2 protein-coding genes are annotated in these 1,097 nt (G+C 56.4%); both read left to right on the forward strand.

Annotation, left to right across the window (positions count from 1 at the left end):
- Positions 1 to 39 precede the first annotated feature (39 nt).
- Positions 40 to 342, forward strand: a complete 303-nt coding sequence (locus tag ACFTXQ_RS36675) for a hypothetical protein (RefSeq protein ID WP_224755810.1) — start codon at positions 40 to 42, stop codon at positions 340 to 342.
- 215 nt (positions 343 to 557) lie between these two features.
- A complete protein-coding gene (locus ACFTXQ_RS36680; RefSeq protein ID WP_376303407.1) occupies positions 558 to 746 on the forward strand; it encodes a hypothetical protein in 189 nt (62 codons plus the stop codon).
- Positions 747 to 1,097 lie beyond the last annotated feature (351 nt).

Consider the following 1,097-nt stretch of genomic DNA (forward strand, 5'->3'; position numbering starts at 1 on the left):
GTGTAACAGCACGGTTCGAGATCGGCTCGCGCGTCCACTTTGAGCGAACTCAAGGGCTCTCGCGAAGCAGCAAGTCACGATAAAAATCATCAGAAGGCGGCAAACATGAGCTGGTACTGCGAAGCGGAACGCGAATTACTGCATATCAGGCGAGCGATCGGACTACTGGAGCAAGCGCAACACGCCTTCATCAACAAGTCGTCGGTGAACGACCCGGCGTACTGGAGGGTCAAGCTCAACAAGCTCCGCACGCAATCCATGCGAAACAAGGTCCTCGAACTCCAAGTGGACGAGCTTTTAGCCCGCCTCGCACTGATCCAGGATCCGCACTGTCGCAAGTAGGAGCTTGCCCCTGCACCCTCAACTCTTTCCGGGTGCGCGTGCATTCCAAGGAGCAGTCCGAAGGCACTATGTTCTAAATTTGGAGAAACATTCTGATTGACGCCAACCCGAGCAATACGTTTCGACACCTTCCCCTCTCGCCCGAGCAAGATGCGGAGGTCCGGCACTATATAAAGAAGAAGGAGCAAAGGGGCGAACAATGGGACACGCCTGAGTTGGCGATGATGCTCGGAGACATGCTTTCCCCTCCGCTCACCGACGACGAAGAGCCCGAGTCTACTGTTGAAGAAGCGAAACTGGCCTGCGAGTATGCATTGGCTTCGGTTAACGAAGCCATGGAATCTGTATCGGCCAGTGAAGAACGACTCGCAGCGATGGAAGCTGAGGAAAGGAAGCACCCTTGACGATAGGGCTTTGCCGACGTCAACGCGCCCTGTCCGCGACTTGACAGTCGCTAGTGGCCCTCCATCGTGGGTACCGATAAAAGAAGCACCCATCGGCCGCATGTTCGGCACTGCGTGAATCGACAGGAGCGGCACGGGAAATGGGTCGTCCACAATCCAGCCTTGGCTGGTTCCATGCTGACCTTTAGCCGAGGTACCTGCGGCGAGAGTTCGAGTGGCTGATCGTGCTGGGTGACGGCGTCGATCACCTACGCTTTGATCATCACCAGGAGTAAGCCATGACCCCCCACGACGTAATCACGATCTTCGAGCGGTTGAATGCAGAAGGACGGGCAGCGGTCGATCTAGACC

Origin of the sequence: Streptomyces sp. NPDC057010, assembly GCF_042673805.1 — a bacterium.
In the GTDB taxonomy this organism is placed as follows: domain Bacteria; phylum Actinomycetota; class Actinomycetes; order Streptomycetales; family Streptomycetaceae; genus Streptomyces.